Below are 26000 nucleotides of genomic sequence, written 5' to 3'. Positions count from 1 at the left end.
TTACCATACGCTTCGTAATATGTTCGACAAAAATCTCGGCAATGCTTCTTGTGACGTCGAGGCCAATGCCTTGATGGAGCGAGAATCCGGATTTCTCGCGAAGCGTCGGCAACGAAGAATAGAAAGTATTTTGAAAGATCATGCTTCTCGCCATTCCGCAGATTATTACATGTTGATTAACGTCGGAAGGACGTTGTCGCCACGCACGGCGGGCGGTGAATCCGCCGATGCCTGCCGTGCGCGCATGCGATGTATTGCGGCAGTCGCCTGCGCCAGGCCCTACTCCGAATAACCTTGCGACGCTGGACGCGCATCGTGACGGCGACCCCACCACGGCAAGTACGCGTTGTTTTCGCCACGTGCGCGGAACCAGTTCTTGCTGGCGTCGATCGGTGTCAGCTTCGACGGCGCAACGACGACCACTGCAGTCGGATGCTCGGTGTCAGTCGTTCCCGCCACGAGCACGTTTCCACCGAGGTGATTCGCACGGCCGATCGCAAGCGCCACATTGGTCAAGGCTGCACCGGCACCCATGTCACCGAGTAACGCTGCGGTGTTGAAGGTCTGTCCGCGAAGGTCGCTTTCCGGCAGGGCTTCCGCGAGTCCCAGCAAGAGGGGCGCAGCCCTTGCCGACGCGGCATCGCGACCCTTGCCCGCGTCATGAATGACGTAGTTCAGCGACGAGACGGTGACACCCGCATTGCGTGCCGCCGCATCGATAATCGTCGATCTCCATGCATGTGCCGCACGGTTTGCATCGGTGCCCCCGTCGAAATCCCGAAGGTCGCTCTGTGCGGCCTTGCCGATCCAGGCAAGCGGCTCACGGTCGGTCTTCAAGCCCGGACCAGCGAGAAACAGCACCACCATGTTTTCGTTGATCTGTTCGTCGTGCGGGGGGAAACTGGGTGCGTCCCAGTTCATCACCCACACGCTTTTGTCGGGGTGCGCAGCGAGATAGTCCAGCGCGGCGTTCAGCGACGTGAAGCCGGCGTTTCCCTGGCCCGACGTCACGCGCACATCGGGCGGCGTGTCACGACTCCAAAGATTTTTTGCGGACGGGTTGCCGATTTCATACGCATTCACCATTTCGTCGCGCAAGTACGCTCCGGCAGCTATCGGGTCGAGGCGGCCGACAGGAAGTGCGATTTCGACTCGCACCCCGGCCAGTTCACGCCACTCCCTCTTGTACTTCGAACTGACGGTGTAAAAATAATCCGGATTCGTCACATAGCGCGTACGAAACAACACAAGCAGCTCGTCGACGTACTTTTCATAGAATCCGGAAAACGTCTCACTTCCCCGGTTGCCATCCGCGACGATGGATACCGGTTGCAAGGTCGAGTATTTCACGGGCTTTGTCCGCACCATATCGTCATTGCTGTTCGGCTTCACCAACCCGAGCGTCCACAGCAACTGCCACTCGGTCGGATAGTCGCGACGCTGCAACGGATTGAGCCATTCAAGTCCGACAACCTGGGCAACGAACGGCGCAGCGGACACACCTTGGACCGATTGCTTCGGCGCGGTACTCGTCTCAGCCCGCAACGGCGAGTCCGACAAAAGGGCGGCCATGACGAATGAGACGAGCCCAATGCGTCTTGCAAGAGTGATGCGATGCATGGATATTCCCGGTCGACCCTGCCAACGACGACTGCCGGTTCGGCAATTCATTCCCGTCCGGACGACGCCAGACTCGAAATCAGCGTCGCGCCACACGATGTCTTGTGACCATCGAAGGCGGCGGGTTTTCCGTCGACGATGACCTGCGGATCGCCTTCGGCGATAAAGCAGGCCTGATGGCCCGCGATCGGGCAGACACATGTATCACCGAGTCGGGCAACCGGCCGCCCCATCACTTCACTGACCGCACTGCCGGTCACGACCTGACCGCCGTGGCTTGTCGCATCACCGACTCGAATGATTCCACGCATGCGTGCTCCTTATTGCGAATAGCCTTGTGTCGTCGGGCTCGCATCGTGACGGCGGCCCCACCAAGGCAAATAGGCGTTGTTTCCGCCACGCGCGCGGAACCAGTTCTTGCCTGCGTCGATCGGTGTGAGTTTCGACGGCGCAACGACGACCACTGCAGTCGGATGCTCGCTGTCGGTCGTTCCTGCGACAAGCACATTTCCACCGAAGTGATTCGCTCGACCGATCGCCAGTACCACATCGGTCAAGGCTGCGCCGGCTCCCATATCACCAAGCAGAGCCGATGTATTGAAGGTTTGCGTACGGAAATCGTATTCCGGCAGCACTTCCGTCAGCGTCTGCGACAGTGAGGCGATCCGCGTCGATGCAGCATCGCTGCCCTTCCCCGCGTCATGCACGATGTAATTCAATGACGACACCGGCACACCTGCATTACTCGCCGCCGTATCGATCGTCGACCTCCATGCCTGTACCGCACGGCTTGCACCTTGCTTCGCTTCGAAATCCTTGACGTTGCTTCGTGCGGCTTTGCCGATCCATGCCAGCGGTTCACGCTCGGTCTTCAGATCCGGGCCGGCAAGGAACAGCACCACCATGTTCTCGTTGATCTGTGCATCGTTCGGCGGAAAGCTCGGCGCGTCCCAGTTCATCACCCATGCACTCTTGTCCGGATGCGCAGCCAGATAGTCCAGCGCGGCATTCAGCGATGTAAAGCCGGCATTCCCTTGGCCCGTCGTCACATGCACGTCGGGCGGCGTATCGCGGTTCCACAGATTTTTTGCGGACGGGTTGCCAATTTCGAAGATATTGACGATACGCTTGCGCAGATATGATGCAGCCCGTGCAGGCTCAATCCGACCAGAAGGAATAGCCAGCTCGACGTGCATGCCGGCCAACTCTCGCCATTTCGCTCTATCATCCGGACTGACGGTATAAAAATAGTCTTCGTCGGTAAAATACGGAACACGAAAAAGCAACGTCAATTTATCGACATATTTTTCATAAAATCCGGGGAAAGACTCACTCCCTCGATTACCATCCGCGACAATGGAAATTGCCTGCAACGTCGAATACTTCTTCGAATTTGTCCGAACCATATCATCGTTGACATTTGGCTTGACCAGACCAAGCGTCCACAATATTTGCCACTCGGTAGGGTAGTCCCTGCGCTGAAGAGGGTTCATCCATCCAAGCCCTACAACCTGAGCAACGAAGGGCTTGGATGAGCCAGCCGCTGTTGTCGGGACTGCCTTCTCGGTCGATGAGGCAGCAGTCGCACGAGGGACTGCAATCACTGTTGCGAACGCAAATACCATGATTGCGACAAGCCCCGGGACCAACACCAATCGTTTCATCAGATTACCCATACTTAATAGCTCTCCCGCCAGCCCACCAGACGAAATCAATACAAAAAACGATGCCCCCAAAGCAAAAAGCAACGCCAGGATCGCAACCCCAAATCGACGCGGCCACGTGGCAATGACCGCCCTCATACGATACCCCCCAAGTTCAGGAAAAACCCACCATCACGTTCGTCATATATCTTTTCCGGCATCGTTGCATGCTCATCTTTTTTTGCCCAGTCAGGCAAAAATAAATCGCCATGCTTCCCGGTATTTATATAATCCATCAAATCGAAATTCGGGTCATCCTTCCTGGAATCACTAGCAAATCTCCAATCAGCCTGAACTCTGAGCTTGCTGAAATCGTCCTCAGTCAGATAGCAAAGTCCAATTGCAACATCGTAGGCCAACGCCTTCTCAGCGTGGTCCTTGTTGGTCATGATAGTCGAATGATTGGTGGGGTTATTCTTGTCCCCTCCGTTCAGAATCTCGAAGATCTGCTTGTTCCTCCATTCGGTATAGTCGGCCCTCGCTGCGTCCGGATTATCCTCGCCGACCACCTTTCCCGCCTTGTTGACCCAATGACGATTCTTGGATCTCCGCGCTTCCATACGGAGAATGGAACGATCCTCATATCGCTGTGCAGCCTCGGATGCGGCATCGCCCTGCGCTTTCAGCGCATCGCCCTCGGTCGTGAATTTTTCCGACTTCGCATCGAAGTTGTCGTATGGATCGTCATCCCGTTTGTTCTCCTTGCCAGCATCGCGCCCAGCCGACGGCGGATCGTAGCCCTCGTTGAAAAGCCCTTCGTCGATTAGCTTCCCATCCGCGTCGCGAGCACCTGATGGCTTGCCGTAGCGCAATGCTTTCGGGAGAAAGCGCGTTTCCTTGTCGAGCATCGGTGCCGTAATTGGAACTTCCCAGTTTTTCGGCGGCTCGGCGTTCACCCTCACGTCCGTCAGATTGAACAGATAGATGACCGGGCTCGTGACCAGAGTGAAAAATTGCGCAATCCACCCCTCGTTGGAATGCATGCCTCGCGCAAAACCGTATCGTGAAGGCGGGGATGGCGGATACCAGAAACCCTCCTTTTCGTTCTTGTCGCGTCGCCAGTCATCCTGCCAATACTTGTATAGCGTGGTTTCACCGCCCACCTGCAAATTCGACGCGAACACACGTTGAGAAAAAACACCCCATCCGTTTGTGTCAGAAATCTCGTCGATACTCATGCCGCGCCAGCCAATTCCCTGAACGGTCAAGGCGGAAATGACCTGATCATGCGGGCAGCAGTACAGCGTCACCCTTCCGTACGTGTTTTTCTGGTACAACCCGTGCGCCTCCCGGTCCTTGGCTGCGCTATACGGTTTGCCCCCATCCTTCGACGGTCGCGCGTTTTCCATCGCACGGTCGAGATCCTCCGCAGGCATCTCCAAGTCGGCCCTGGCACGCAGGATATCGAAGTACTCTCTCAGCGTTTCCTTACGCGCAACGTAGGTTTCGCGCCCCACATGCCCGTCCTTGTCGCGCACTCCGCGCTGTGCCCACGTATCGGTAAAGTTGCTCTCCACGAGGCTGTACGGGGGATTGGCGAGAACATATGTATCCGCGACGCAACGTCCTTTCATGCCCCATTGATCCGTCACTTCGGGCAACCGGTCACCGAGAAACGCTGCGGCGAGACCGATCATGTTTCCCTGGCTGTGACATACGATCGTGATCGGCGCGTCGGCCTGCCGCTTGCGGATCGATTCGACCAGGCGTGCAAGCCGCAGTGCGCCCAGCACGCCATAGGTCCGCGGCGGCGTCGAGTAGATCTTGCGATTGCCGAGCGAATTCATGTGCTGGACCGTCAACCACAGAAAAAGCCGATCGTTCAACCCGTCGTTCCACAGATCAGGAAGACTCGAACACCCTCCCGCAAAGGGGCCCCCGCCCCAGTAATTGTTCTCGTTGAGCATGATCTTGTCGCCATACTCCTTCAGCTCGTCCGCATTCGCGGCATAGCCCCACCGAAAGTGAATGACGGGCGAAAAGGACGGATCGGGCTTGATGTACGTCTGCGACGACATGTCCGGATTCAGGAAACCGTCAGGCGTCAGGCTGTCGATATAGCTGACCGGCGTCATCTGACCGGCTACGGGACCGCAATGGAACAATTGATCGTCATAACGCCCCATACGCCGGTTCAATCCGTCACACAGCCCCTTCTCTGCCTCCTTGAACCATTCCCCTTCCGAATTCACCCCGTGCACGAAGATGACCACGCCCGGCAGCGGCATCTGCATCACGCATTCGAGGTCGTTGCGGTTGAACAGCGTCGTCCCCGCTCCACCGCCCACTGAAGTCTGCGACGCGTCGTCAGCCGACGTCTGTCCGCTCGGGTTCTGCGCAAAGTTGTAGTTGAACATGTTGTTTTTCTTGAAGACTCAGCTCAGGTTCTCGACTTGAAGAAGCGAACCGCCAATTGTTCGAACTGATCGCTGCTGACCGGCGCCAACTTGCCCTGCGCATCGGTCTTCCCCTTGATCAACTCGCCCGACGCCTTTCGCACCTCGGCCTCCATACCCTCGACCGGCTGCCCGTCGGTGGCCCGGACCAGCTTCGGCACGCGCCCCAGCGAGCCCTGGTCGAACTTCGGAAAATCGGCGCTCATGCTCGCCGGCCCGGCCCACGTATGCGACGCGGACTTGACGGTGAAACTCCCCGGACACCCGAGCTCGATATCGCCGCCATGCAGCTTCAGATACGCGCCGCCCGACGTCACGAACACGACCTGCTCGCTGGCCATGCCCGCAAGCTTCCCCCCGCCCGCCGTCATCTGGATGTTCTTCGCCGAATCGATCTGCGTATCGTCGTTCTGGCTCTGCAGCGTCACCTTCCCCTGGTTGGCGATCGCCGATACGCCTTCGCTGTGCGCGAACATCGCCACGCCATGCCCTGCCTGCAGGTTGATCCGCTGACCGCTCGTGTACTGCAGGTGGTTCTGCGCGACGACATCGACGTTGCCGCCCGCATGGGTCGTCACGGTCTTCGGCGTCGCCATGCTGATGCCGGCAGGCGCGGTGATGCCGATCGCCGCCACCGACGCGCCTGACGATTCACCGCCGCCGGACACCTCGCCATTCGGCCAGCCCTTCACCGTGGTCATGAGCGCGTCGTGCGGCTGCGTATCGGGCGCCACGCCCTGATGCTGACCCGCATAGTCGCCAAGGCTCTTGAACAGTTCGACGCATTCCTGCATCAGCTGCAGATACTCGTCCCGCGCCAGGTGCCCGTCGCTCGCGCGCAGCCGCTCCCAGGCCGATATCAGCATCGCCTTGCCGCTGCGAATCGCCACGTGCGCATCGCTGCGCAACTCGGCGCCCTCGCCGCGCGCCGTACCCTGCCCGTTGTCGCGCGGCTGCGTCAGATAGCCAAGGTTCAACTGACTGTACGCATGCTCGCTCGCCAGCTGGCTGCTGATCTGCCCGGGTGTATCGTCGAAGCGGATCTGGTTGTACCGCTGCCCCTTGATTTCCTTCGTCTTCGTACCGGACAGATAACGGTTGCCCGGCAGCGCGCCGGTATGGCTGAAGGTCGCCGGCATGTTCGGCCCGTTGGCCAGCACGCCCATCACGACGAGCCGGTCCGGATCGCCGCCGATATGACCGATCAGCACCTCCATGCCGACGCGCGGCAACGTATTCGCGCCGAAACTCGGCCCGGCGAGCGCGCAGGCAACGCGCACCGGCGCGCTGTCGGACGGCGTGCCGCTCGTGCCGGCGCCTTGCGCGTGCGCATGATCGTCCGCACTCAGCCCCTGGATCTGCACACGGATGCGACCCATTTCATCGCAGAACACCTCCTCGCCCTCCGGGCCGACGACGACTGCCGTCATCGGATGCACGGGCGGCAGGTCGACGTGGGGATCGTAGGCAGGCGTCAGCGGCACACCACGCCGCACGCACGAGAACGTGTTTTCGTAGCGCCTGTCGCTTTCATCGCCCGACTTCCCGCTCACGTCGGCCGGCACCGCGTTGAACAGCACGCGGCTCGCCGCGAACAACGATTGCGCGCTCTCGTTCAGTTCCTTCGGCAGGTTGTTCCGCACGCGATGATGAAGCGACGTGACGATGAATTGCCGCTGTTCGGCCGGCAAGGTGTCGAGTTGCGGATGCTCGGCAAGCGCAAACCAGTGGCCGACGGCCAGATCGCGCACATTGCTCACGCCGTCGACGGATTCGGCACGCAGTTCATGCGCCAGCATCCGGTCCTTGCCGATCCGGTCGAGGTCGGACGACGAATCCCCGGCGTGCGGGATATCGATGACGGCGTCGGCCAGCAGATGCCCGAGGTCGTTGCCGCCGTCGCCCTGGTCGACGATCGTCGCCTGCTCGGTTTGCGACATCCGGCCGCTCTTGTAATCCCACGTCGGCCGGACGATCTTGCCCGGGATCAACCGGCGGCTCGTCGCCCACAGCGTGATCGAGTCGCGTTCTTCGGTGGCGGCGTCGCGGTGATAGCGGATGGTGCCCGCGGCCGTCTCCGGCAACTTCATCGAGTCGTCGGCGAAGACGAGCGTATGAACCGGCGTGTCGTGCGTGTTGCCGTTCGCCCGCTCGCCGGCCTTGCCCGCCTTGACGAATACGGTCGCGCCGTCGCGCCGCAGCAACCGCCGGATGAAGTGCGCGTCCGATTCGTTGACCTGCCGCGTCAGCTCGCGCGCCGGATATCGCTCACCCTGCAGGCCGGACAAATCGAATTCGAATGCGCCGGCGAGCGCCGAACTGCGCTGGCGCCACTCCTGAAGCAGCACGCCCAGGATGTCGGGCAGGCTCTTGGAGCGAAACAGACGCGAATTGGTCCGCCGCTCCATCACGGACAGCACGTCGCGAATCGTCAGCTGGTAACAGGTCAGCGAACCGTCCGACTGTCCGGTACGAACGTCGGTGACGATGCCGTTGATGGTGTGGAGACGCCCGCGATCGGTCGTCATCTCGACGGAAACCGGCAGCCCGATGAAGCTGCGGATCGGAAGATCTGCCCGTGCGGACACGCAGGTCAGATGCCCCTCGACGCCCGTCATCAAGCCTTCGCGGATGTCGGCGTACTGAAGCGCAAGCACCTGCTCGAGCGTCTTCTGAGCAGGCCCCCAGTTCATGCGAACCGGCCGATTGTTCTGATCGACCACCCCGGACGCAAACGTGCGTAGCAATTCGGCTGTATTCACAGCGTGACTCTCAGGATTTGTTTTACTTCGTTATTCGTCGGACACTCACGCCCGCTGGTCCGTCCTGGGAGTGCCGCCCGTCTGGTTTTCGGCGAGCATAGCAAAATTGTCAGGTTGGTGATGGTTTTTTGACAGAATTTAGAATGCTTTTTGCAAAGCGTCCGGCCGGACTCAGAAACTCACATTCTTTCAAATCGGTTCAGGCCTCGTCCCGCGGCACCCGATCGTCGTCCCGGCGTCATCCCCGTACGTGCCGCATGCCCAATCCGGGCAGGACAAACGGCACCGCCCGGTCACGAATCGTGAAATCCCATCGTCCGTCGTACCCGACGAAGGTCGCGCTGAAATGCCGGTCGTCGGCCCAGGTCAGCTCGTCCAGATGGCACGACGCATACATCGCGCCGACCGTACGCCGCGCGAGCACCTTCAGCGAACCCTTCGACACGAGCGTGAACGTGACGGCTTCCTCGAACGGGCAGTCGTAGTCGGTGACGAGCAGATACGCGGCCGGCGTCTCGAACTGGCGCAGCAGCACGTAGCCGGAAACGGCGAGCGCGGAACGCACGCCATCGACAAACACATGCGTGCGCGACGGCCACGACTCTTACGGCCCGTCGTGCGTCTCGAGCGCGAAGCGATCGACCGGCTTCATCGTGGCGCCGGTGTCGGCGTGACGCTTCCCCGTTGCAGCGCCGCGTCAGTGAGCGGCCTTGCGATACAACGCGACGTACCCCGCGAGCATCAGCAGCAGCGATCCGCTGACCCGGTTCAGCCACTTCTCCCCGGCCGCTTTCCACACGCGGACCGAATGCACGCCGAGCAGCGCGTAACCGGTCATCCCGATCACGTCGATCGCGACGATCGTCGCCGCGAGGATTGCGTACTGCGGCGCGATCGCGTGCGACCGGTCGACGAACTGCGGCAGCAGCGCGGACATGAACAGGTAGTACTTCGGATTACTCATCGCGACGAAAAAGCTCTTCAGGAAGGCGGTCCGGCGATCGGGCGTGGCGGGTACGTCTGCCTGCTCGACCGCGGCGCTACCGCCCGACATCAGCATCCGGACGCCAACGTACGCAAGCCACGCCGCGCCGAGCAGCTTCAGCGTCACGAACGCCGTTTCCGACGCGTCGAGCAGCACGCCGAGGCCAAGACCGACCAGCGCGACAAGCACGACGTCGGCCGTGACGGCGCCGAGCATCCCGACCATCGCGTGACGCAATCCATACCGCGAGCCGTTGCTCATCGCGAGCAGCACCGTCGGGCCGGGCGTCGCGACGCCGACGGACAGGATCAGGGCGAATGCAAGCAAGGCGGAGAGCGACATGGCGTGGCGTTCCTTCTGAAGAGAGCGGATGGCATCGTCGTCCATCGGCCGCGCGGACAGAAAGCAACGCGCGCCATTTGTTACGACGAATGCGGCCTGTCAATGATCGCACGTTCATCGCGATCCCCGCTCGGCAGTTGTGCACCGGCGATCCTGCCCGGCGCCCACCCGCTATCCCGAATAGTGAGCCGATCATTTCGTAAACGACAATCATTCGCGTTTACGTTAGACTCCGCCGCTCGATAAAAACACGTCCGCGACAGCACGGACGCGTCACACCGCCCGGATTCCGATTTGCCGCCCTGGGATGGATCACCGACCACACCCGATTTGCGTCCCATGTCGACACTTTCGTTACCTGTCCGGCGTTTCACGCCGATTGCCCTCGGCATTGCGCTCGCCTGTACCCTTCCTGCCTCCGCGCGGGCCCAGCAGGCCGCTTCCGCCGCCAATGCGACGCCCGACGCGACCGTGTTGCCGTCGATCAACGTAACCGGCGCCGCCGAGCCGCTGCCCGGCGACCTCGCCCCGACCTACGCGGGCGGCCAGGTCGCGCGCGGTGCGGATTACGGCGTGCTCGGCCGGCAAAAGGCCAGCGACGTGCCGTTCAGCATGACCACCTACACGTCGAAACTGATCGAGGACCAGCAGGCGCGCACGCTCGCCGATGTGCTCGACAACGATCCGGCCGTGCGCAGCGCGTCCGGTTACGGCAACTTCTCGCAGGTGTTCGTCATCCGCGGCTTCGAGCTCGCCGGCGACGACGTGTCGCTGAACGGCCTGTACGGCGTCACGCCGCGGCAGCTCGTCGAAACCGAAGCGGTCGAACGCGTCGACGTGCTCAAGGGGGCGAATGCGTTCCTGAGCGGTGCGTCGCCGAACGGTTCGGCGGTTGGCGGCGGCGTGAACCTGCAGTTGAAGCGCGCGGACGACAAGCCGCTCACGCGCGTCACCGTCGACGGCGCGACGTCCGGTTCGCTCGGCACGCACGTGGACATCGGCCGCCGCTTCGGCAGCGAAGGCCAGTTCGGCGTACGCGTGAACCAGTCGATAGGCGGCGGCGACACGGCCGTCGACGGCGAGCGCCACCGCAACAACGTGACGGCCGTATCGCTCGACTGGCGCGGCGACAAGCTGCGCCTGTCCGGCGACTTCCTGTATCAGCGGGCGCGGATCGACAACGGCCGCCCCGTCGTGCTGATCAGCGGCAACCAGTTGCCGGCCGTGCCGTCCGCGACGCACAACTATGCGCAGTCGTGGAGCTTCAGCGAGCTCGAGGACACGGTCGGGATCGTGCGCGCCGAATACGATTTCCTGCCCGCGTGGACGGCCTACGTATCGGCCGGCGCGCGCCATACGAACGAGCACGGCGACTACTACACGCCGACCTACTCGTCGTCCGGCACGACCGGCTCGCGCCTGAGCGTGCCCCACAAGGAAGACGCGCAATCCGCCGAAGCCGGCGTGCGCGGCCGCTTCACGACCGGCCCCGTGTCGCACTTCGTGACGGCCGGTGCGTCGTTCATCCGCATCGACAGCCAGTCCGCGTACACGATGTCGAATGCGTTCCCGACGACGCTCTACGATCCGTCGCCGGTCGGATTCCCGGCGACGGCCTACGCGGGCGGCGACATGAGCGATCCCGGTACGGTGACGAAGACCTGGCTGCGCAGCGTCGCGGTGTCCGATACGCTCGGCTTCCTCGACGACCGCGTGCTGTTCACGATCGGCGCGCGCCGCCAGTCGATCTCGGTCGACAATTTCGACTACACGGGCGCGGTCACGGCCGCCCACAGCGACGCGATCACGACGCCGGTGTTCGGCCTCGTCGTGAAACCGTGGCGCAACGTGTCGATCTTCGCGAATCGCAGCGAGGCGCTCGCGCAGGGCGAAATCGCGCCGAACACCGCCCGCAACGCGGGGCAGGCGCTGTCGCCGTTCCGGTCGAAGCAGGTCGAAGCGGGGATCCGCTACGACACCGACAAGTACGGTGCGTCGCTTGCGCTGTTCCAGATCGAAAAGCCGATGGCATACACCGACCCGGCGTCGAACCTGTTCGGCGCCGACGGCACGCAGCGGCACCGCGGCATCGAAACGGCCGTGTACGGCGAACCGTGGAAAGGCGTGCGGCTGATCGCGGGCGCGACGTATCTCAATGCGACGCTGCAGAACACGGCAGGCGGCGCGAACGACGGCAACCGGCCGATCGGCGTGCCGTCATTCCTGTTCAACGCGGGCGCTGAATACGACGTGCCGATGCTGAACGGGCTCACGCTGACCGCGCGCTGGATTCACACGGGGCCGCAGTACGTGGACGTCGCGAACACGATGTCGATCCAGGCGTGGGACCGCTTCGACCTCGGTGCGCGCTACGCGACGGACGTGTTCGGCAAGAAGACGACGTTCCGCGCGACCGTACGCAACGTCGCGAACAAATCGTACTGGTCGTCGACGATCGGCGGGTATCTGACGCAGGGCGATCCGCGGTCGGTGTGGCTGTCGATGACGACGGATTTTTGACGCAAGCGGAAGGGAGTGGCGGGCTGCCGCCAGAGTTTGCTATACTCTCGGTCTTCCGGAGAGATGGATGAGTGGTTTAAGTCGCACGCCTGGAAAGCGTGTATAGGTTAATCGCCTATCGGGGGTTCGAATCCCCCTCTCTCCGCCAGGACATCAGCAAAAACGGGCCGCTCGGCCCGTTTTTCGTTTCTGCACGCCAAAGCGCCCGCCAATCGACGGCGTGACGGCTGCCGGCGGCACCCATGATGCGTTCTTCTTGCATCGTCGATTCGCCCCCCCCCCGCCTGCCCCGAACGCGCGCGCTGCGCCGACACACCCGCCATCACGCGCTTCGCATCGCTTTTCGCCGCCATGCATCGAGCGCAGGCGCAGGCCCTGCTATTCAATCCACTCTCGATCGCTTCATTGTCTTTCTCGACCCGACGAAGCCCACTCAATCCATCCGTCGAAATTGAATAACGATCGCATACCGGCATCGCCGACAAGGATGCAGACTCGTTTTCTTCCCGCGCCGACTTTCTATCGCTGCGCGAAAACCTGCGTGTGCGATTCATGACCGTGATGCAAGCGAAACATGACGAATTCACCCGACATGAACGGAAATTCATTCGCTGGACCGGGAATGATGATGGCCATGTGGCTTTGCGAATCAGGTCATCGACACGATGGTTACGCCGGCGCGCGTCGCGCCATGAATCCCGAACACCACACGCTAAAGATGTGTATTCTTCTGACGATATCCGAGGTTTCAGCTCCGCGAGTCAGATCCATGCGATTCAGTCCAGGGTTCGCCATGACGGTTGTCGCTGCGACGATGCTGTCAGCTTGTACAACGGCATTTGCGCCGCGGTCGATCAGTACCACCGTCGCGGTGACCTCTCCCCCGCCGGTCGAGAAGGCGCTGCGCGACGGCGGATCGTCAACCGACGTGTCGGTCATCGGTCAGCCTGCCTCCCCATTTCGCACGCTGCTTTCCGTACGCGAGTGCGCTGCCGGCAAATGCGCGGCGGGAATCGCCATGCCGACGCTCGCGGTCACGGTTCAACGCGTGACCGAAGGACAGGCGGCAATACGCTTCTCGGTCAACGGCGATATCGGCAGCAGCCAGACGTTGAAATCGCAAACCGGAAACACCGCGTCGGAAGTGACGATGTCGATCCCGTCGAGCGCGACACCGATCAACGATCGATTTGCCGTTGACCGGGTCGCGACGATCAAGGTTGGCGAGTTTCGGCACGTGGCATTGCCGCACGGCATCCGTGCCTATGTCTGCGTCGCAATACCGAACGCCAATGGCATGACGGACGGAAGCTGCGACTTCAGCCGGGTGCAGACAACCAAGGGGGCCGAGCTCGGCATTTCCGCGCTCTGACCCGCCCGTCGCGCCGCCAGTACGGGCGGGCTCCGGCACGTGAGCATGCCGGAACCCGCATCACGGATGCCGGATGTAATCCACCAACGCCCGCGTATATTCATCAGGCTTTCGATCGAACAGACTCACGACGATCGCCACTGCAAACCCCGCCGGCACCCCGAACACCCCCGAGCTGATCGGCTCGATCCCGAACCACGTGCGCCCGGCGAACCCGGTCAACTGCGTGAAGAACGGATACGTCGACACGATGTAGTACACGCACACCGTCAACCCCGTCACCATCCCGGCGATGGCCCCGCGCGTCGTCGTGCGCTTCCAGAACACGCCGAGCACCAGCACCGGAAAGAAGCTCGAGGCCGCCAGCGAAAACGCCGCGCCGACGAGAAACAGGATCTTCCCCGTATTGAGCGACGCGACATACGACGCGAACAGTGCGACGCCGAGCAGCAATACCTTCGAGATCGTCACGCGCCGCTGGCTCGATGCATCGGGTGCGACCATGCAGTAATAGACGTCGTGAGACAGCGCGTTCGCGATCGTCAGCAGCAGCCCGTCCGCGGTCGATAGCGCCGCGGCCAACGCACCGGCCGCGATCAGCCCCGACACGACATACGGCAGCCCCGCGATTTCCGGCGCAGCCAGCACGACCATGTCCGGCTGCATCTGGATTTCCGACCAGTGCACGATGCCGTCGCGAATCACCTCGACGACGCTGATCAGGTCCGGTTCGAAGTGATGCCATTGCGTGACCCACGCCGGCAATGCGGCGAACGGCCGCCCGACGAGGTTCGCGAGGATCTCGTACTTGATCAGCACCGCGAGCACCGGCACGCTCAGGTAGAACAGCGCAATGAAGAACAGCGTCCAGCCGACCGAGCGTCGTGCCGACGCGACCGACGTGGTCGTGTTGTAGCGCGTCAGGATGTGCGGCAGGCTCGCGGTGCCGAGCGACAGGCACAGCAGCAACGCGAGGAAATTGCGCTCGCGCGGCTTGCGTTCGTCTTCGCTCGCGGCGGGAAACGGCTCGTGCATCGGCACGGGCGGCTCGGCGCGCGCCAATAGGTCGTCACGCGCCTGCGTCCACGCGACGCGCGCCGCCGCCGGGTCGCGCGGGAAGTCGGCCAGTTCGCGCTCGCGCTGGCTGATCTCGCGCAGCGGCCCGTTATGGCGCCGCAAGTCGGCAAGCTGGTCGGTGAGATGCCGGCGTGCGTCCGCATACGACGAAGGCAGCCGGTCGAGCCGCGTCTGGATGTCCGCGGCTTGTCGTCGATACGCGTCGCGCACCTGCTGTTCGTCATGCGCATCGCGCACCTGCGCCTCGCGCGCCGCGACACGCTCCATCAGCTTGCCGTAATTGAACTGCGGCACCGGGCCGAGTCCGTTCTTCATCGCGATCAGCGACACCGGAATCAGGATCGCGCTGATCAGGATGATGTACTGCGCGACCTGCGTCCACGTGACCGCGCGCATCCCGCCGAGAAACGAGCACACGAGAATGCCCGCGAGCCCGCAGAAGATCCCGATCGCGAAATCGACGCCGATGAAGCGCGTCGCGATCAGGCCGATCCCTTGAATCTGCGCGACCAGATACACGAACGAACACAGGATCGCCGCGCCGGCCGCGAGCGCGCGCACGGCCGTGCTCGAAAAACGCGTGCCGAGAAAATCGGGAATCGTGTAGCGTGCGAGCTTGCGCACATACGGCGCGAGCAGGAACGCGACGAGGCAGAACCCGCCCGTCCAGCCCATCACGTACGCGAGCGCGTCGTAGCCGGTCGAGTACAGCGATCCCGCCAGACCGATGAACGACGCAGCCGACAGCCAGTCAGCCGCCGTCGCCATCCCGTTGAACGCGGACGGCACGCGCCGCCCGGCCACGTAGTACTCGACGAGATCGGAGGTGCGCGACAGCAGCCCGATCACCGCATACACGGCGATCGGCACGAACAGGAACACGTAGCCGATCCAGACGCCGGAGCCGGTCGCGCGCTCGATCCGCCACATCAGCAGCACGAACCCGAGAAACCCCAGCGTGTAGAGCGCGTACGCGCGTATCAGTCGATGCGTCAGCATGAATCAGCGCCCGCCGTTCACGTAACCGACCTGCGCCGCATGATCGTCGTACGCGCGACGCAGCGTGCGGTCCGCGCGCTGCATCAGCCCGATGTAGACGACGATCAGCACGAGATACACCAGAATCGCGCCCTGCGCGCCGACATAGAACGGCAGGCTGAACCCGGCGAAGCGGACGCCCGCGAGCGCGGGCCCGAAGAACGGCACGATGAACGACACCGAAAAGCCGATCACCATCAGCACCGCGATCAGCGCGACGTTGAAGCGCCAGTAGCGCGCGTGGGCACGCGCGAGCGGCTCGGGAACGGGCGGTGGCGCAGCAGGCGCCGAACGGGTCGGAACGGTCATGCCGTTATGTAGCAAAAAGCCCCTGCGCGGGCAATCGGGATTGCCGCGCAGGGGCTCGTGCGCGAGACGCGCAACCGGTACGATCAGCGCACTTCCGTGAGCTGTTCGAGGATGGCCGGATTCTCGAGCGTGGACGTATCCTGCGTGATCGCCTCGCCCTTCGCGAGCGAGCGCAGCAGGCGCCGCATGATCTTGCCGGAACGTGTCTTCGGGAGGTTGTCGCCGAAGCGGATGTCCTTCGGCTTCGCGATCGGCCCGATCTGCTTGCCGACCCAGTCGCGCAGCGTCTTCGCGAGCGCCGCGGCTTCCTCGCCTTCCGGACGCGAACGCTTCAGCACGACAAACGCAACGACCGCCTCGCCCGTCGTATCGTCCGGACGGCCGACCACGGCCGCTTCGGCCACGAGTTCGTGCGAGACCAGCGCCGATTCGATTTCCATCGTGCCGAGCCGGTGGCCCGACACGTTCAGCACGTCGTCGATCCGGCCCATGATCGTGAAGTAGCCGGTGTCCTTGTCACGCACGGTGCCGTCGCCAGCGAGATACAGCGTGCCGCCGAGTTCTTCCGGGTAGTAGCTCTTCTTGAAGCGTTCCGGGTCGCCCCAGATCGTGCGGATCATCGCGGGCCACGGGCGCTTGACGACGAGGATGCCACCCTGCCCGTTCGGCACGTCCTGGCCCGTCTCGTCGACCACCGCGGCCATGATGCCCGGCAGCGGCAGCGTGCACGAACCGGGCACGGTCGGCGTGGCGCCCGGCAGCGGCGTGATCATGTGGCCGCCCGTCTCGGTCTGCCACCACGTATCGACGATCGGGCAGCGCTCCTGGCCGACGTGCTTGTGATACCACATCCATGCTTCCGGATTGATCGGCTCGCCGACCGTGCCGATGATGCGCAGGCTCGACAGGTCGTAGCTCTTCGGATGCACCTTCTCGTCGGCTTCGGCCGCCTTGATCAGCGAACGGATCGCGGTCGGTGCGGTGTAGAACACGGTGACCTTGTGATCGCCGATCATCTTCCAGAAACGGCCGGCGTCCGGGTAGGTCGGCACGCCTTCGAACACGACCTGCGTACCGCCGCAGGCGAGCGGGCCATACGTGATGTACGTGTGGCCCGTGACCCAGCCGATGTCGGCCGTGCACCAGAACACGTCGTCGGGTTTCCAGTCGAAGGTCCACTTCATCGTCTGCGCGGCCCACAACAGGTAGCCGCCCGTGCTGTGCTGCACGCCCTTCGGCTTGCCGGTCGAGCCCGACGTATACAGGATGAACAGCGGATGCTCGGCGCCGACCCATTCCGGCGCGCACGTGTCGGACTCGCTGTCGGCGATGTCGTGCATCCACAGGTCGCGGTCGGCGTGCCAGTCGATCTTGCCGCCGGTGCGGCGATAGACGATCACACTCTTCACCGCCTCGCAGCCGCCCATCGCGATCGCTTCGTCGGCGATGCTCTTGAGCGGCAGCGTCTTGCCGCCGCGCGCCTGTTCGTCGGCCGTGATCAGCGCGACGGCGCCGACGTCGACGAGCCGCTCGTTCAGCGATTTCGCGGAGAAGCCGCCGAACACGACCGAGTGCGTCGCGCCGATGCGCGCGCAGGCCTGCATCGCGACGATGCCTTCGATCGACATCGGAATATAGATGACGACGCGATCGCCCTTGCCGATCCCGCGTTTCTTCAGCGCATTCGCGAAGCGCGACACGCGCGCCAGCAGATCCGCATAGGTGACGCGCGTGACCGTGCCGTCGTCGGCCTCGAAGATCACCGCGACGCGCTCGCCGTTGCCGGCGTCGACGTGACGGTCGAGACAGTTGTACGACGCGTTCAGCTCGCCGTCGTCGAACCACTTGTAGAACGGCGCGTTGCTCTCGTCGAGCACCTTCGTAAACGGCTTGTGCCACGCAAGGCCTTCGCGCGCGAGACGCGCCCAGAAGCCTTCGTAATCCTGCTCGGCCTCGGCGGCGAGCGCACGATAGGCCGGCATGCCGGAAATGGTTGCCGCCTTCTCGAGCGCCGCGGGCGGCGCAAACTGACGGGTTTCGTGAAGAACCGATTCAATCGCAGACATCGACTACCCCTTGGTGAACATGAATCCTCTGCATGGCGGCGCGATCGTGCGCGCCGCGCGTCTTGGCCGGCGCATGCGCGCCGCTGTCTCCTACCCACCACCCGCACACGGCCCGGAGGCCACCGCGCGATGCTGCGTCGCACCACATCGCACGATGGCGACCGGGCGACCCGACAGTGTCCACAATAAGCGCTCCAACTTACCCGTCACTTACGCGGCACGGCCGTTTCGCCCAGCGGGCGGCGGCGCTTGCAGCTTTACGCTGTAACGAGCGCGACCCTACAATCCTAACTGAACTCGCCTCCCGGATTCCAGCTTGAATCGCTACGCTTTCTTTCTCGTTCTGTCGATGCTGTTCGTCGGCAGCAATGTCGGTATCGGCAAATCGATCGTCGTCTTCGTTCCCGTCGCCATCCTCGCCACGCTGCGCTTCGTGATCGCGATCGCCGTGCTGTGGCCGCTGTTCAGCCCGGTGAAGATGCGCACCGTCAAACGCGGCGAATGGCTGAACCTGTTCCTGCAGGCATTCTTCGGCACCTTCATGTTCACGCTGCTGATGCTCAACGGCGTGCAGCGCACGAGCGCGGTCGCGGCCGGCGTGATCACCAGCACGATCCCGGCGATCGTCGCGCTGTTCGCGTGGCTGATCCTGCGTGAAAAACCGAACGGCCGTGCGCTCGTGTCGATCGCCCTCGCGATCGCCGGCGTCGTGACGATCAACCTCGCCAACGGCGGCGCGGCCGGGCATGGCGCCCACGGCGACGCGTCCGGCTCGCTCACCGGCAACCTGCTGATCCTCGGCGCGGTGTGCTGCGAATCGATCTACGTGATCCTGTCGCGCCGCCTCACGCAGACGCTCGCGCCGATCGACATCTGCGCATACACCCACCTGTTCGGCCTGTGCCTGATGCTGCCGCTCGGCGCGACGGCCATGTGGCATTTCGATTACGCGAGCGTGCCGGCCGGCACCTGGGCGCTCGTCGTCTGGTATGGCCTGTCGGCCAGCATCTTCTCGTTCTGGTTGTGGATGAAAGGCATCCGGCACGTGCCGGGCAGCCTCGCCGGCGTGTTCAGCGCGGTGCTGCCGGTCGCCGCGGCCGCGTATGGCATCGCGTTCCTCGGCGAGCGCCCGACGCTCGCGCACGGCGTCGCGCTCGCCTGCGTGGTCACCGGTATCGTGCTCGCGAGCCTGCGCGTGAAACGCGTGCCCGCTGCCGCCTCCTGATCCGTCCCCGGCAGTGCCGGCGCGTCACTGCAGTCGCGCCGGCCGACGCGTTACAATAGCGCGCCTTTTCAAAGTTACCCCCGATACCTGCGCACCGCGCCCGTACCCCCAACATGTCCGCCCCGCATTCGCCCGGCCGTCCCGCCCGTCGCCCGCTTCGCCCGCTCCCCGCGCTGATTTTCATGAGCCGCTGGCTCCAGGTTCCGCTTTACCTCGGCCTGATCGTCGCGCAGGCCGTCTACGTGTTCCTGTTCCTCAAGGAAGTCTGGCACCTGCTGTCGCATGCGACGAGCCTCGACGAAATCAGCGTGATGCTCGCGGTACTCGGCCTGATCGACGTGGTGATGATCTCGAACCTGCTGATCATGGTGATCGTCGGCGGTTACGAAACGTTCGTGTCGCGCCTCGGCATCGAGGGCCACCCCGACGAGCCCGAATGGCTCGACCACGTGAACGCGGGCGTGCTGAAGGTCAAGCTGTCGATGGCGCTGATCAGCATTTCGTCGATCCACCTGCTGAAGACGTTCATCAACCCCGACCAGCACACGATGCACGCGATCATGTGGCAGGTGATCATCCACGTGTCGTTCCTGGTGTCGGCGCTCGTGATGGCGTGGGTCGACCGCCTGACGACGCACACGCACCCGGCCCATTTCCACGAGCCGCGCGCCCACGACGGGCAAGCGCCTGCAGCGAACGAGCCCCGCAAGCCGGCCGAAGCAGCCGTCAACGCATAAACGCATTCCCCACTGTCCCCACAGAGTCTCAGCCATGACCGTCATCAAACAGGAAGACCTGATCCAGAGCATCGCGGATTCGCTGCAGTACATCAGCTACTACCACCCGCTCGACTACATCCAGGCCCTCGGCCGCGCGTACGAGCTGGAAGAAAGCCCGGCCGCGAAGGACGCGATCGCGCAGATCCTCACGAACAGCCGCATGTGCGCGGAAGGCAAGCGCCCGATCTGCCAGGACACCGGCATCGTCACGATCTTCGTGAAGGTCGGCATGGACGTGCGCTGGGACGGCGCGACGATGGGCCTCACCGACATGATCAACGAAGGCGTGCGCCGCGGTTACACGCACCCGGACAACGTGCTGCGCGCGTCGATCGTCAACCCGCCCGAAGGCGCCCGCAAGAACACGAAGGACAACACGCCGGCCGTGATCCATTACGAGATCGTGCCGGGCGACAAGGTCGACGTGCAGGTCGCCGCGAAGGGCGGTGGCTCGGAGAACAAGTCGAAGTTCGTGATGCTGAACCCGTCCGACTCGATCGTCGACTGGGTGCTGAAGACGGTCCCGACGATGGGCGCGGGCTGGTGCCCGCCCGGCATGCTCGGGATCGGCATCGGCGGCACCGCCGAGAAGGCGATGCTGATGGCGAAGGAATCGCTGATGGAGCCGATCGACATCCAGGAAATCATCGCGCGCGGCCCGAAGGACTGGGTCGAGGAACTGCGTGTCGAGCTGCACGAGAAGGTCAACGCGCTCGGCATCGGCGCGCAGGGCCTCGGCGGCCTGGCAACGGTCCTCGACGTGAAGATCATGGCGGCACCGACGCACGCTGCCTCGAAGCCCGTCGCGCTGATCCCGAACTGCGCGGCCACGCGCCACGCGCACTTCGTGCTCGACGGCTCGGGCCCGGCCAAGCTCGAAGCGCCGTCGCTCGACGCCTGGCCGAAGGTCCAGTGGGAACCCAACACGGAAACGAGCAAGCGCGTCGACCTGAACACGCTGACGCCGGAAGAAGTCGCCAGCTGGGCGCCGGGCCAGACGTTGCTGCTGTCGGGCAAGATGCTCACCGGCCGCGACGCCGCGCACAAGCGCATCGCCGACATGCTCGCCAAGGGCGAGAAGCTGCCGGTCGACTTCACCAACCGCGTGATCTACTACGTCGGCCCGGTCGATCCGGTGCGTGACGAAGTGGTCGGCCCGGCCGGCCCGACGACGGCCACGCGCATGGACAAGTTCACCGAGACGATGCTCGCGCAAACCGGCCTGATCTCGATGGTCGGCAAGGCCGAGCGCGGCCCGGTCGCGATCGACGCGATCAAGAAGCACAAGGCGGCCTACCTGATGGCGGTCGGCGGTGCGGCCTACCTCGTGTCGAAGGCGATCCGCGGCGCGAAGGTACTCGCATTCGAAGACCTCGGCATGGAAGCGATCTACGAGTTCGACGTGCAGGACATGCCGGTGACGGTTGCCGTCGATTCGTCGGGCACGTCGGTGCACCAGACCGGTCCGAAGGAGTGGCAGGCGAAGATCGGCAAGATCCCGGTCGCAACCGCTTAAGCGCGATCGGACGAAAGGCCGGACGGAAGTCCGGCCTTTTTGCTTCTCGTTCTCATTATTGTGTGCGGCCGGTTATTCGGGGCTGATTCTCATTACATGCAAAAGGCAGGCCCGGCAAGGCTTTGAGGCTTGGCTTTTCTCGTTCGAGCGATTATCTTTCGGTTTCTGAAGCCCCACTGAACAAGGAACAAGCCATGCAAGGCGACAAGAAAGTCATCGAATACCTGAACGCCCAGTTGAAGAATGAACTCACGGCGATCAACCAGTACTTCCTGCATGCGCGCATGTACAAGCACTGGGGCCTCGACAAGCTCGGCAAGCACGAGTACGACGAGTCGATCGGCGAGATGAAGCACGCCGACTGGCTGATCGAGCGCGTGTTCATGCTCGACGGCCTGCCGAACCTGCAGGATCTGCACAAGCTGCTCGTCGGCGAGGAAACCGAAGAGATCCTGAAGTGCGACCTGAAGCTCGAGCAGATCTCGCAGTCCACCTGCAAGGAAGCGATCGCCTACTGCGAATCGGTTCGTGACTACGTGTCGCGCGAGATCTTCGAGAAGATCCTCGACGACACCGAAGAGCACATCGACTGGCTGGAAACGCAGATCGACCTGATCGGCAAGGTCGGCCTGCAGAACTACCAGCAAACGATGATGGGTTCGCCGGAGTAAATTCGCTCCGCCCTTCCCGCCATCGCCACCAGCCCGTTCATGTCGACACCTTCCGTTATCGCCGCGACGGCCACGACCGTCGCCCCCATCGGCATCTTCGATTCAGGGCTGGGTGGCCTGTCGGTGCTGCGCGCCGTGCGCGCGCAGCTGCCCGACGAGTCGTTCATCTACGTCGCCGATTCGCATCATGCGCCGTATGGTCCGCGCGATGAAGCGTTCATTACGGAACGCACGCTGGCCATCGGCGAGTGGCTGGCCCGCGAAGGGGCGAAAGCGCTCGTCATCGCCTGCAACACCGCGACCGCGCGCGCGATCGCCGCGATCCGCGAACACCTGCCGATGCCGCTCGTCGGCGTCGAGCCGGGCATCAAGCCGGCCGCCGCGCTGTCCGCGACCGGCGTCGCCGGTGTTCTCGCCACGCAATCGACGCTGAACAGCCCGCGCTTCCAGGCGCTGCTCGACCGCTACGGCGCCGGCCGCCGCTTCATCTGCCAGCCCGGCCACGGGCTCGTCGAGGCCATCGAGCGCGGCGACACGAATTCGCCCGCATTGCGCGCGTTGCTCGACAGCTACCTGCAGCCGATGCTCGACGACGGCGCCGATACGCTGGTGCTCGGCTGCACGCATTACCCGTTCTTCACGGACACGATTCGTGACCTTGTTGGCGACCGCCTGACGATCGTCGACACGAGCGACGCGATCGCCCGCCAGCTCGCGCGGGTGCTCGACGAACGCGGCCTGCGCGCGCCGGCCGGCACGCATGCCGCGCCGCCCCGCTTCTGCTCGACGAGCGACGGCGTGCAACTGCGCGCCCTCGCATCGACGCTGCTCGGCCTCGACGCACCGGTCGAGTCCGTCACCATTTCCTCACCGAACGCGCACGCCTGCGCGACCGCCTGACGCAGGCCTGCAGGCCCGCTCCCGCCGCGGCTCCGCCGCCCCAGCCGTTTCAAGGGTCTGATGACCTTAAAAAAAGCCCGACCCAGGCTTGTCAACGTCTGCAAAATTAATGATAATAATTCGCATTAATGTTAGCTATCGCAACTCATCATGATCGTCTGCGTGTGCAAGTCTGTTTCCGATCGCAAGATTCGCGCGTCCCTCGCCGAGGGCGTCACCTCTTTCGATGAACTCCAGTTCGAACTTGGCGTGGCCACGTGCTGCGGCAAGTGCGAGGAGTCCGTACGCGACCTCATGGCCGAGCAAGGCGTCTGCGCAAGCCGGTGCGGTGTCGAGCATCACGCTCACCCGATCCCGGTCACGTTCTACGAACGCAAGGCAGCCTGACCGGCGCCGAGTGTGCGCATGCGGCCCAGGCCGCATTTTTTGTTTTGACCGTCAGCAAGCCATCGTCCGCGCGAGCCAGCGGCTTACCTGCCAAGGAGCCTGTCATGGAATTGCTGATCGGATTTGTGACCACCGTTTGCATCTCGCTGCTGATCTTCCGCAAGTGATGCCGATTCACCCGCCGCGCCCCGGGTGCGACATCGTTCTTTCAAGCTAACATGCAGGCTTCGCATCTCGCTCCTGCCGGCGCCATGCCGGCTGCACCACGTATGAATCCCCGAGTGATCGTCGTCGCGGTCGGTGTGCTTGCCGCACACGCGATCATGCTGACGGCCGCCTGGCTCCATCGCAATGCGCCGCCGCCGAAATCGGTCGAGGTCCAGACGATCACCGCGCAGCTCATCACGCCTGCACCGATCGCGCAGCAGGTTGCGGCCGAATCGATCCCGCAGCCCGCGCCGCCGAAGCCCGTGCCGCGCGCGAAGCCGAAGGTCGAGCCGAAGCCGGTGCAGAAAGCGGCGAAGCCGACGCCCCAGCCGGTTGCGCAATCGCCGACACCCGCGCCTGCCGCCGATCCGACGCCCGCGCCTGCCGCGCCCGCCCCCGCAGCGCCGGCCGCCACGCCCAGCCCGGCGCGCGAGACGATGCAGGTCAGCGCGCCGAAGAACGTGCCGACGCTCCAATGCAATTTCGTGAAGCCCGACTACCCGTCGATGTCGCGCCGTCGCGGCGAATCGGGCACGGCCTATGTTCACTTCGTCGTCGGCGTGACCGGCAAGATCGAAAGCATCGATCTGCAGAAGAGCAGCGGCTACCCGCGCCTCGACGATGCCGCACTCGACGCGATGCGCTCGACCAGCTGCCGTCCGTACATCGAGAACGGCCAGGCGATCCGCGCCGCCCGCACTCAGCCCTACAGCTTCGGGCTCACCGACTAACCTGCCTCATCCGGAAGATTCAAAGGAAACAAGAAAATGCAAAGCTACGGTATCGCGCACGTCTGGGCGCAAGGTGATTTCGTCACGCGCGCCATCGCGATCACGCTGCTCGTGATGTCGGTCCTGTCGTGGATGGTGATCGTCATCAAGGGCTGGAACGTGATCCGCCTGAACCGCCTCACGAAGAATGCCGAACAGGCATTCTGGCATTCGGACGATTTCGACGACGGCATCAAGAAGCTCGGCCTTGCCGCATCGACGCCGAACGACAACCCGTTCCTCGCGCTCGCGCTGTCGGGCAAGGAAGCCGCCGATCACCATCACCAGACGCAACCGCACCTGCACGACCGCATGGACGTATCGGACTGGGTCACGCGCTGCCTGAAGGACACGATGGACGAAGGCATCTCGCGCATGCAGAGCGGCCTCGCGATCCTCGCATCGATCGGCAGCACGGCGCCATTCGTCGGCCTGTTCGGCACGGTCTGGGGTATCTACCACGCACTGCTCGCCATCGGCGCAACCGGCCAGACGTCGATCGACCAGGTTGCAGGCCCGGTCGGGGAATCGCTGATCATGACTGCCTTCGGCCTGTTCGTCGCGATTCCGGCCGTGCTCGGCTACAACGCACTGACGCGTGCGAACAAGGGTATCGTCAGCAAGCTGCGCCGCTTCGCGCACGGCCTGCACGCGTACTTCGTGACGGGCGCGAGCCTCGCATCGTCGTCGACGCGCGACGGCCTGCGTCTCGCCGCGCGCGCCAGCTGAGACGAGGTGAACCATGGCCATGAATACCGGTTTCAGCGACGATGACGACGATGCAGTCATGAGCGAGATCAACATGACGCCGCTCGTCGACGTCATGCTCGTACTCCTGATCATTTTCCTCGTGACGATCCCGGCGATGCAGCATGCGGTGAAGATCGACCTGCCGCACGCCAGCAGCCAGCCCGTCGACGAAAAACCGCAGACGGTCGACGTCGCGATCCAGGGCGACGGCACGATCCTGTGGGATGACCATACGGTCACGCGCGAACAGTTGCAGGCTCGCATCGCGGAAGCCGCGAAACGCACGCCGCAGCCCGAGTTGCACCTGCGTGCGGATCGCAAGGTTGCATACGAGCACGTCGCGGAAGTGATGTCGGATGCGCAGGCAGGCGGCCTGACGAAGCTCGGCTTCGTGACGGAGCCGGGCGCTAAAGCGAAGTAACGCGCGCACGTCTTGCGGTATCGCATCGCCGGCAACTAGCCGGCCACACCTCGCCGGCCGCACCTCGCCGGCCGCACCTAGCCGGCCGCGCACAAAGTAAAAGGCCTTCATCGCCAGATGAAGGCCTTTTTTCATGCGCACGCGGGCGCCTTCGGGCGGCGGGCTCTTTGGCGGTATCGGTTGC

22 protein-coding genes and 1 tRNA gene are annotated in these 26000 nt (G+C 63.5%); 13 read left to right on the top strand and 10 right to left on the bottom strand.

Annotated features, from left to right (window positions below; genetic code table 11):
• Window positions 1-19: 19 nt before the first annotated feature.
• Complete coding sequence (locus U5809_RS32600) at window positions 20-292, top strand: hypothetical protein (RefSeq protein ID WP_322089558.1); 273 nt, start codon at window positions 20-22, stop codon at window positions 290-292.
• On the opposite strand, the gene U5809_RS32595 is transcribed toward U5809_RS32600, so the two are convergent.
• The 7 genes from U5809_RS32595 to U5809_RS32565 form a co-directional block, all read right to left on the bottom strand.
• Entirely contained in the window at window positions 280-1620 is a 1341-nt protein-coding gene (locus U5809_RS32595) for a virulence factor (protein WP_322089557.1), read from the bottom strand. The two genes, U5809_RS32600 and U5809_RS32595, sit on opposite strands and share 13 nt — an antisense overlap.
• A gap of 47 nt (window positions 1621-1667) precedes the next feature.
• On the bottom strand, window positions 1668-1931 hold the full coding sequence (locus U5809_RS32590) for a PAAR domain-containing protein (RefSeq protein ID WP_027784933.1): 264 nt from the start codon (window positions 1929-1931) through the stop codon (window positions 1668-1670).
• Window positions 1932-1940: 9 nt separating this feature from the next.
• Complete coding sequence (locus U5809_RS32585) at window positions 1941-3422, bottom strand: virulence factor (RefSeq protein WP_322089556.1); 1482 nt, start codon at window positions 3420-3422, stop codon at window positions 1941-1943.
• Entirely contained in the window at window positions 3419-5680 is a 2262-nt protein-coding gene (locus U5809_RS32580) for a hypothetical protein (protein WP_322089555.1), read from the bottom strand. The genes U5809_RS32585 and U5809_RS32580 overlap by 4 nt, the downstream gene beginning before the upstream one ends.
• 23 nt (window positions 5681-5703) lie before the next feature.
• The gene (locus tag U5809_RS32575) at window positions 5704-8481 is read right to left on the bottom strand and encodes a type VI secretion system Vgr family protein (RefSeq protein WP_322089554.1); all 2778 of its coding nucleotides are present in this window, start codon (window positions 8479-8481) and stop codon (window positions 5704-5706) included.
• A gap of 238 nt (window positions 8482-8719) precedes the next feature.
• Window positions 8720-9061, bottom strand: a complete 342-nt coding sequence (locus U5809_RS32570; protein ID WP_322089553.1) for a hypothetical protein — start codon at window positions 9059-9061, stop codon at window positions 8720-8722.
• A 117-nt stretch (window positions 9062-9178) separates the two neighbouring features.
• Window positions 9179-9808: a LysE family translocator gene (locus U5809_RS32565; RefSeq protein ID WP_282505589.1), complete on the bottom strand. Its 630-nt coding sequence runs from the start codon at window positions 9806-9808 to the stop codon at window positions 9179-9181.
• A 339-nt stretch (window positions 9809-10147) separates the two neighbouring features.
• On the opposite strand from U5809_RS32565, the gene U5809_RS32560 reads away from it, so the two are divergent.
• The 3 genes from U5809_RS32560 (at window position 10148) to U5809_RS32550 (ending at window position 13700) form a co-directional block, all read left to right on the top strand.
• Window positions 10148-12328, top strand: a complete 2181-nt coding sequence (locus tag U5809_RS32560; protein ID WP_322089552.1) for a TonB-dependent siderophore receptor — start codon at window positions 10148-10150, stop codon at window positions 12326-12328.
• 57 nt (window positions 12329-12385) lie between these two features.
• Window positions 12386-12476, top strand: a tRNA-Ser gene (locus U5809_RS32555).
• A 645-nt stretch (window positions 12477-13121) separates the two neighbouring features.
• On the top strand, window positions 13122-13700 hold the full coding sequence (locus tag U5809_RS32550) for a hypothetical protein (protein WP_322089551.1): 579 nt from the start codon (window positions 13122-13124) through the stop codon (window positions 13698-13700).
• Window positions 13701-13760: 60 nt separating this feature from the next.
• Here the strand turns inward: U5809_RS32550 and U5809_RS32545 are convergent, their stop codons facing one another.
• The 3 genes from U5809_RS32545 to acs form a co-directional block, all read right to left on the bottom strand.
• Window positions 13761-15776: a sodium:solute symporter family protein gene (locus U5809_RS32545; RefSeq protein WP_322089550.1), complete on the bottom strand. Its 2016-nt coding sequence runs from the start codon at window positions 15774-15776 to the stop codon at window positions 13761-13763.
• A 3-nt stretch (window positions 15777-15779) separates the two neighbouring features.
• On the bottom strand, window positions 15780-16124 hold the full coding sequence (locus U5809_RS32540) for a DUF4212 domain-containing protein (protein WP_322089549.1): 345 nt from the start codon (window positions 16122-16124) through the stop codon (window positions 15780-15782).
• Window positions 16125-16207: 83 nt separating this feature from the next.
• The gene (acs, locus tag U5809_RS32535) at window positions 16208-18190 is read right to left on the bottom strand and encodes an acetate--CoA ligase (RefSeq protein WP_322089548.1); all 1983 of its coding nucleotides are present in this window, start codon (window positions 18188-18190) and stop codon (window positions 16208-16210) included.
• A gap of 316 nt (window positions 18191-18506) precedes the next feature.
• Here acs and U5809_RS32530 point away from each other — a divergent pair, with 316 nt between their 5' ends.
• From U5809_RS32530 to U5809_RS32490, 9 genes are all read left to right on the top strand, one after another.
• Entirely contained in the window at window positions 18507-19415 is a 909-nt protein-coding gene (locus U5809_RS32530; protein ID WP_322089547.1) for a DMT family transporter, read from the top strand.
• A gap of 113 nt (window positions 19416-19528) precedes the next feature.
• The gene (locus tag U5809_RS32525; RefSeq protein WP_322089546.1) at window positions 19529-20152 is read left to right on the top strand and encodes a TIGR00645 family protein; all 624 of its coding nucleotides are present in this window, start codon (window positions 19529-19531) and stop codon (window positions 20150-20152) included.
• Between the two features lie 34 nt (window positions 20153-20186).
• Window positions 20187-21710 carry a fumarate hydratase gene (locus tag U5809_RS32520; protein ID WP_006762441.1) on the top strand — a complete coding sequence of 508 codons (1524 nt, stop codon included), beginning with the start codon at window positions 20187-20189 and terminating at the stop codon, window positions 21708-21710.
• Window positions 21711-21904: 194 nt separating this feature from the next.
• On the top strand, window positions 21905-22381 hold the full coding sequence (bfr, locus tag U5809_RS32515) for a bacterioferritin (protein WP_006482753.1): 477 nt from the start codon (window positions 21905-21907) through the stop codon (window positions 22379-22381).
• 39 nt (window positions 22382-22420) lie between these two features.
• The gene (gene murI, locus U5809_RS32510; RefSeq protein WP_322089545.1) at window positions 22421-23281 is read left to right on the top strand and encodes a glutamate racemase; all 861 of its coding nucleotides are present in this window, start codon (window positions 22421-22423) and stop codon (window positions 23279-23281) included.
• Window positions 23282-23431: 150 nt separating this feature from the next.
• A complete protein-coding gene (locus tag U5809_RS32505) occupies window positions 23432-23668 on the top strand; it encodes a bacterioferritin-associated ferredoxin (RefSeq protein WP_226273853.1) in 237 nt (78 codons plus the stop codon).
• 218 nt (window positions 23669-23886) lie between these two features.
• The gene (locus U5809_RS32500) at window positions 23887-24606 is read left to right on the top strand and encodes an energy transducer TonB (protein ID WP_322089544.1); all 720 of its coding nucleotides are present in this window, start codon (window positions 23887-23889) and stop codon (window positions 24604-24606) included.
• A 36-nt stretch (window positions 24607-24642) separates the two neighbouring features.
• The gene (locus U5809_RS32495) at window positions 24643-25374 is read left to right on the top strand and encodes a MotA/TolQ/ExbB proton channel family protein (protein ID WP_176051570.1); all 732 of its coding nucleotides are present in this window, start codon (window positions 24643-24645) and stop codon (window positions 25372-25374) included.
• A gap of 13 nt (window positions 25375-25387) precedes the next feature.
• Window positions 25388-25816, top strand: a complete 429-nt coding sequence (locus U5809_RS32490) for an ExbD/TolR family protein (protein ID WP_006478310.1) — start codon at window positions 25388-25390, stop codon at window positions 25814-25816.
• The last annotated feature ends 184 nt before the right edge of the window (window positions 25817-26000 follow it).

The organism is Burkholderia sp. BCC1999 (assembly GCF_905339975.1).
Taxonomy (GTDB): Bacteria; Pseudomonadota; Gammaproteobacteria; order Burkholderiales; family Burkholderiaceae; genus Burkholderia.
Note: the sequence above shows the minus strand (reverse complement) of the source record. Positions and strands in the feature narration are given on the sequence as shown.